This is a genomic window from Deltaproteobacteria bacterium (assembly GCA_018668695.1).
Lineage (GTDB): Bacteria > Myxococcota > XYA12-FULL-58-9 > XYA12-FULL-58-9 > JABJBS01 > JABJBS01.
This window is the reverse complement of sequence record JABJBS010000048.1, coordinates 1-7,326: the sequence shown is the minus strand read 5'-3', so window position 1 is coordinate 7,326 and position 7,326 is coordinate 1. Positions and strand designations below refer to the sequence as shown.

The following is a 7,326-nucleotide window of genomic DNA, read 5'->3' as shown; positions in this document are numbered from 1 at the left end:
GGTTCCTTCGCTGCCGGTGTCTGACCAAGTTTCACAGTAGTCTTCAATCACTTGAAGCGTACCGTTGCTGCTTTCGCCTAAGAATGGCTTCTTGCACGAGTAACCCAGTGGGCTTTCCAGCTCCATGTCTACGTTACGGAAATCATTCTGTGCCCAGTTGCTCGCGTTGTTAGCGAACGTCATTTCAACTTTAAGAACATCGTCGGCTACGCCGCTTCGCGCCCATCCGTGTAGATCAACGGTTGAAACTACGTGGTTGGTATCGTTGCTGATGATTCGAAACCATGCGTCCGCAGAGGCCTGTGGGTCACCCGGGTTGAATGCATCGCTGGATTGCGATGGCGTGTAAAGTACGCTGAATGCGATGGAGCCACCTGCAGGAATAGCGGGTACGAACGCTGGTGAGAACGTGAAGTCTCCCGTTGGGTCATCAAGTTCAAGGTCTAATACGAGGTCTGATTGACCGTTGTTTACAACCATGACGCTTCTGTATGCCGTCCAGCCAAGGTTCAACGGGTCTCCAGCTTCTGTTTTGAAGATGAGTTCCGATGGGTTCACTTGAATCACTGGTGGTCCGAGTGAAGAGCCGGTGAGTTGCGCGTTAACTTCAACCGAGCCTGCTTCGTCACCTGCGTGAGCCTGAACAGTTAGAATGTTCTGGTGGTCAGCGTTTGTTGTGGGAGAGAAAGTTACAGGAACCTCAACCCACGTGTTCGGGTCGTTCTCATCGTATGGTGGGAGGTAGAGTGGGTTGGCAGGCGAGATGTCTGCCAGCTCTTCTGGAATACTGAAATCGGTACCCGGGCGAATGTAGATAAACTCAACAACCAGGACAGCATTGCCTGTGCCTTGATTCATTAACTTAACGCTATGTGTCTGTGTTCCGCCGCCTTGTCCTGCGGTGAAGGGTACATAGCCAAAACTAAGCTCAGGTGGGTCGATGACGAGGGCAGGTACGCCGCTGTAGCTGGCGTTAAGGCTGATACCAACGATGCCATTGTCGTCGGCGACATTGCCTGCATCGGAGCGAATCAGTAATTCCCCACTGGCAGAGCCCACGCCGATTGGTGAGTAATTTACGGTAATCTCCAATGACCGCTGTGGCGCGATGACTGTTGGGTAAGATGTAAGGTCGCATGGACTGCAGTCAAACCCTGGGTTGGTACCGTCGGCCATGTCTACATCAGAGATTGTGAGGTTACATTCGCTGTCGTTTGTGACGGTCACGACGGATGCTGACGAGTTACCGAGAGCAACTTCACCGAAGTCTAGACTATTAGGATCGACCACGATGCGCGCCGCGTCATTACCCAAGCAGTCAAAATCTTCGACTGGCACACATTCGCCGAGAACACAGATATAGCCTTCGCCGCAGTCTTCATCCGTTACGCACGGGCCAATTTCTTCGACAGGTATATTTGATGGTGCGAGTCGCTTGTCACCGCATCCAACGATGGCGGTAGCGAATAAAGCGAGTAGGCACAGGTGTCTAGCGACTTGTACGGGCATGTGGGCATTCCTTCCGAAGAATAGGTATTGCGCACAGTAGGCACCTTTGTAACGCACTTTGTCAACTGGATTTAGATGCATGTATTGATTCCCCCAACGCAGCATTGCTGATGACATATGCGGCAAGAACCTACATTGGTTATAATATTTTTATAAATATTGAAAAGTTGTTACAAATCGAGACGTTGCAAATGAATTAAGTTTTCTTTTTATTAGAAATTAATTAGGCCAGACTGTTTGACACACCATGTAATAATGGCTTAGTCGATCGTTATGGATTTTGTTGGCGCAGCAATCAAGCTACTTGAGGTGGCCGGAAAAGTTAGTGAAGGCATGGGCGATGTAATGTCCAGCCGTGACCTTGAAGACCGTCTCGAGCGGATTCCGAGTAACCTTGGTCCGTACGGGGTAGACCCTTTCGGTTTTGATCCACAGTACGTGAAGAAGGTTGTCGGCCCAGCGGCTTGGCTCTACCGAAAGTATTTTCGGTGCGAAGCTCAAGGTCTTGAAAATATTCCTGAAGGTCGCAGTTTGATTATTGCCAATCACTCGGGGCAACTTCCGTTTGATGGGCTGATGATCGGTATGTCGATGTTCCTCGACAGTGAACCGCCAAGGTTCACGCGGTCGATGGTCGAACGATTCGTACCTGCGACACCTTTTGTGTCGCCGCTTCTGGCGCGCTGTGGTCAAATTCTAGGTACGCCCGAGAATTGTCGTCGTCTCTTGGGTTCGGGTGAGTCTATTCTGGTATTTCCGGAAGGAGTCCGGGGCTTGAACAAAACGTGGTCACAACGCTACCGGCTGCAAAGATTCGGACAAGGCTTTATGCGCTTGGCGCTTGAAACGAATACGCCTATTGTTCCAGCTGTAGTGATTGGAGCGGAAGAGCAGGCGCCTACGTTCTACAACGCAAAATCGTTAGGGCGCGCGCTTGGTTTGCCCGCGTTTCCAATTACGCCAACCAACCCTTTATTTCCGGGGCTTGGTTTATTGCCGCTGCCAACACGCTACCGCATTCGTTTTGGCGAGCCGATGCAGTTCGAAGGAAATGCAAATGATGAGGATGATGTGATTCTTGAAAAAGTGTCGCATGTTAAGAATCAAATGCAGCAAATGATTGATGAAGGTTTACGAGAACGAGAGCACATCTTTTGGTAGGGGCTTAAAGTTTTGCGAATTGTACTAACCGGAATATCGGGTCGTTTTGGGCGAAGACTTGCGAATCGTCTAAACCGACATCACGAAGTGATAGGGCTCGACCGGAGGCCATGCCCCGGATTGCCACAAGACATCATTCACCACCGTGTGGATATCAGGCGTAGACCTGCGGAAAACATTTTCCGTCAGGGAGAAATCGATGCGGTTATTCACCTGGGTGTAGTTCACAACTTCAGAATCTCAAGTGAAGAACTCTATGTGCGCAACATCATCGGCACGGAAACACTGCTGCGCTACATTAGTAAATACAACGTTAAGAAGCTTATCTTGTTATCGACGGGCGATGTTTACGGCCCAACGCCAAGCAACAGTCACTTCATCAATGAAGATGCACCTCTCATGGCAAGCCAACGCTTTCCTGAGACACGCTCTATCGTTGCCGTCGACCGAGCCGTGCAATCGTTCTTTTGGAGACACCACGATATTGAGACAGTCATTCTTCGGCCAGCGCACATCGTAGGTCCTAATGTGCGAAATGCACCTTCCAAGTATCTTCGGTTGAGGGTGATGCCAACTTTGGCTGGTTTCGATCCAATGGTTCAACTTACAGCAGAGGATGATTTACTGCGTGTTATTGAAGCGTCCCTTGAGCCAGGTGTTCGAGGCGTTCTCAACGTTGTGAGTACGGACCCGGTTCCTCTGTCTAAGATACTTAAGATTCTAGGTAAGCCAGTGTTACCTGTGCCACACCCGCTCTTTAAATTTTACTTAGAGAAGGCGTGGAAATACCGGCTGGTATCATTCCCTGCGCCTGAGTTAGACCACATTCGATTCAATGCCGTTCTCGATACGAAACGCGTGAACGAAGTGGTGAATGCGAAACCCGACCGTTCCCTTTATGAGATTCTAGAGCCGTTTCGCGGCGATTGATTTACATTGAGAGCATTCGGTAACGGGTATCAATGTCTTTAGCTAAGGCTTGATGCTCTCTGCATCCCACCCATTCATTGACTTTTGTTGCATCTACTGGAGGTTGGTAGAATCTCTGGAGCCACGCTTCTGTGCGCTTGGCGGCGTTGATGATGCTTTCATGACTAACGTATTCCCGCTCGACGGCTCGGATGAGGGCGCGGTAAAAGTCGAGAATCATTTCTGGCTTTTCGCAAACGAGGTAGTGGTCGAGGCCAGCTTTCATCCCCAAAATTGCCATTTCTTGAGCTTCATATCGATCGGCTACAGCTTTCATTTCTAAATCATCACTCATGATGACGCCTTGGAAATTGAGTTCATCACGAAGAAAGTCCATGGCATCTTTTGAGAATGTGGCCGGAACATTTTCGTCGATGGACTCGATGACAACGTGGGCTGTCATGATTGCACCAAGTCCGGCATCAACTGCTGCTTTAAAAGGAGGCCACTCGACCTCTCGTAGCCTTGATAACTCATGACTAACTTTCGGAAGGGCGATGTGACTGTCTAGGTCGGTATCGCCATGACCCGGAAAATGCTTGCCCACTGCTGCTACACCGACGCTGTGAAGGCCTTTCACCACAGCGGCTCCGCATTTTCCTGTAATCTCTGGTGACTGTGAAAATGCTCGGTCACCGATGATTGGGTTATCGGGATTGCTGTTGACGTCGAGGACTGGACTGTAGTCGATGTCGAAGTTCATTGCCCTGACTTCGCGGCCAAGAGCTTGAGCGAATCGATAGCAAAGCTCAGGGTCTCCTATTTCACCCAGCTGGTGCATGGGCGGCCAGACGGTCGCTGGCTCTCGAATGCGCGCAACACGTCCTCCCTCTTGATCGACGCTAAGGCAGAGTGGGTTCTCGGGACGGTAAAGCTTCAGCTCTTTCCCAAGTTCAGCCACTTGCTCAGGGCTCTCTATATTACGTTTAAATAGAATCAGACCGGAAGGCTGAACCTCGCGGAGCACCTCTTTGAGCTCCGCATCGATGGATAAACCTGAAAATCCACAGGTAATAAGAGTTCCGGCTGCTTTACGAATGTCTTCTCGAGTGGCGTACATGCCCGACTTTAAAGCACGAAATGATAGTGGATGTCAGCTTTCTTTGTCCTTGGAGAATAGCTCCACGCAGGTTAGGCTAGAGTATGGGACGAGACCTACTCTACAAGCCACCGGTGCCTATTCAACTTCCCGACGAAGAGGAAGAAGGCGGTCAGGTCAAAAAGACTGGTAAATCTGGTGCTGCTTCGAAGCATCAAGATGTCAGAAAGACTTCAGCTTCGGCACTCGAAGCTCAGCTGCGCCAGAAATTAAATACACAGCAATCGAAGGGTCCGGCCTTTAAAAATCAGTATTTTAACCAAGATGTGAACGCGACCCAGCAGGCCAATATGTCCACGCGAGCAATGTCTGCGCTACGCGGTGCCGAGGGCGCATCAGATCTTCGGCAAGTGGTTCTCCCTGGAGCCACGAAGGAAACGCCCTCGCCAGAAGAGCTACGCAGTAGTTCTGAGTTGATGGGATTAGATGGCGAGCTGGCAACTGATCTACAGGGCCTGCTTCAACGCCAAGGTTCATTTGCCCAGGGTAAGGGCGTGACGGTGGAGATGCTTGAGGCAAGGTTGGCGCAGCTTGAAGAAATGGTGATGGCCCGTAAGGCTGCCTTAGGCCGAGTTCTTCAAGCCGGCAAAGATGTGCCAGCATCGAGTTCTTCGTTGGTGCAGGCAGCCAGTGGCGCAGGCAGCGCGGAGAATATTGATTTGGCCCAAGAGGGCAACCGTTTGATTCAAGCCGTCCAGCAGGAAGCAGGCGACATGCATGACCGTTTGAGGCGCACGCTGGGGCTCAAGAAGCAGTAGAGACCCGACCGCTTTTGTTTTTAGTCCAGCGCCCCAATAGCATCTTCAACTGCACGAACGATGGTTCCTTTACGCTCCAGCGTTAGAACTGCTTCGATATCACGGCTTAGTAGTCTATCCCCATCAAGGTGAGGAATTGCGCTGCGTACCTCTGAGTGGGCTGCGGCTGTTCCACGTCCCAGGGCCTCGGGCTCTTGCAGGTCGATGGCCTGCGCAGCACAAAGTACTTCAACGGCCATGATGGCCTCAACGTTGGTCACGATTTCTCGAAGTTTACGTGCAGAGGTCATTCCCATGGAGACGTGGTCTTCGCGGCTGGCGCTTCCTGGAATGGAGTCGATGGAGGCCGGAGTCGCGTAAACCTTATTTTCGTTCACCAATGAAGCAGCTGTTACTTGAGCCATCATATAGCCCGAGTGAATACCGCTTTCTGGCACGAGAAAAGGTGGCAGGCCACTTAAGGTTGGGTTCACGAGCTGTTCAACACGGCGCTCGGATATATTACCCAGCTCAGCCGTTGCAATCGCAGCAAAGTCCAATGCGAGAGCCAGTGGCTGCCCGTGGAAGTTACCGCCTGAAATCACATCACCCTCATCGGCAAACACCAAGGGGTTATCCGTTGCGCTGTTGATCTCAATCTCGAACACCGAGCGAGCATACTTTAGCGCGTCACGGGTAGCACCGTGAACTTGAGGCATACACCGAAGCGAGTAAGGGTCTTGAACACGGTTGGCACTTTGCCCGCTGGCACAGCTTGAGTCTTCAATCATTCTACGAATGTTTTTCGACGAAGTAGATTGCCCCGGGTGGGGGCGAACGTCTTGGACGCGTTGGTCAAAAGCAGATGAAATGCCTTTGAGGCCTTCCAAGGTCATTGAACCGGCGACGTCGGCAACCTTGCACATGTGCTCGGCCGAGAGCAAAGCCATGGTGCCAACGGCGGCCATAGCTTGTGTACCGTTGACGAGGCTGAGGCCTTCTTTAGCTTCGAGAACAAGTGGCTGAAGGGAAGCGCGGCGAAGCGCATCCATTGCCGGTAGGATTTCTCCATCGAACTCAATTTGTCCTTCTCCAAGCATACCGAGCGCGAGGTGCGCCAAGGGTGCGAGGTCACCGGATGCACCTACAGATCCCTTTTCAGGGATGCAGGGGTGTACGCCGCGATTGAGCATAGTCAGGACAAGATCGATGACCTTCGAACGGATTCCACTGTGTCCCTCTGAAAGTGTCTGTGCTCTTAGAAGCATCATAGCCCGAGTTTCTGGGCGAGAGAGGGGACGTCCAACACCTGCAGAGTGGGAGAGGATAAGGTTGCGCTGAAGCGCCTTAAGCTGATCTGGGGCAACCTTCACTTCGGCAAGCGCGCCAAAGCCTGTGGTGACGCCGTATACAGGCACATCGCCCGCAGCTTTCTCTTCAATCAGTGCTCGTGCCTTATCAACGCGAAGCCGGGCTTTATCACCCATGAGAATTTTGGCACCGTGAGCAACTGCGTAAACAGTTTCGAGAGTCAGTGGCGAATCGCCTAGCATAATTGTATCAGACATGGCCGCTGCTTAGGGTGCTGAGGCGGTGTCGGTCAATAGGCAGTGTGTCATAAAATCAAACGATTTTTCGGCTTGTATCATCCGCTTTGGCCTGTGCTATAGAACCCCAATGCTCGATATTCATTGCCATATACTCCCCGGAGTGGACGACGGGTCTCCCAACATGGAGGTTTCACTCGAAATGGCGGAGATCCTCTATAAAGCAGGAATTCGAAAAATCGCCGCATCTCCCCATTATGGCGAGGGTTCTGCGGGAGATGTTCCGATCGAAGTGGCCACCGAG

6 protein-coding genes are annotated in these 7,326 nt (G+C 51.6%); 3 read left to right on the top strand and 3 right to left on the bottom strand.

The genetic code is table 11. From position 1 onward, the window contains the following. Window positions 1-1,509, bottom strand: a 1,509-nt coding sequence (locus HOK28_02380) for a choice-of-anchor D domain-containing protein (protein MBT6431908.1), incomplete at its 3' end; no start/stop codon positions are given. Window positions 1,510-1,842: 333 nt separating this feature from the next. Between HOK28_02380 and HOK28_02375 the strand changes: the two genes are divergently transcribed. Further along, window positions 1,843-2,670 (top strand): acyltransferase family protein, encoded by an 828-nt coding sequence (locus HOK28_02375; GenBank protein ID MBT6431907.1) that lies wholly within the window; start codon window positions 1,843-1,845, stop codon window positions 2,668-2,670. Window positions 2,671-2,682: 12 nt separating this feature from the next. Continuing rightward, the gene (locus tag HOK28_02370; protein MBT6431906.1) at window positions 2,683-3,600 is read left to right on the top strand and encodes an NAD-dependent epimerase/dehydratase family protein; all 918 of its coding nucleotides are present in this window, start codon (window positions 2,683-2,685) and stop codon (window positions 3,598-3,600) included. A gap of 1 nt (window position 3,601) precedes the next feature. On the opposite strand, the gene nagZ is transcribed toward HOK28_02370, so the two are convergent. Continuing rightward, the gene (gene nagZ, locus HOK28_02365; GenBank protein MBT6431905.1) at window positions 3,602-4,699 is read right to left on the bottom strand and encodes a beta-N-acetylhexosaminidase; all 1,098 of its coding nucleotides are present in this window, start codon (window positions 4,697-4,699) and stop codon (window positions 3,602-3,604) included. An 83-nt stretch (window positions 4,700-4,782) separates the two neighbouring features. Between nagZ and HOK28_02360 the strand changes: the two genes are divergently transcribed. Beyond that, the gene (locus tag HOK28_02360) at window positions 4,783-5,496 is read left to right on the top strand and encodes a hypothetical protein (GenBank protein ID MBT6431904.1); all 714 of its coding nucleotides are present in this window, start codon (window positions 4,783-4,785) and stop codon (window positions 5,494-5,496) included. A gap of 20 nt (window positions 5,497-5,516) precedes the next feature. Here HOK28_02360 and hutH read toward each other — a convergent pair whose 3' ends face one another. Continuing rightward, the gene (gene hutH, locus HOK28_02355) at window positions 5,517-7,043 is read right to left on the bottom strand and encodes a histidine ammonia-lyase (GenBank protein MBT6431903.1); all 1,527 of its coding nucleotides are present in this window, start codon (window positions 7,041-7,043) and stop codon (window positions 5,517-5,519) included. Between the last annotated feature and the right edge of the window lie 283 nt (window positions 7,044-7,326).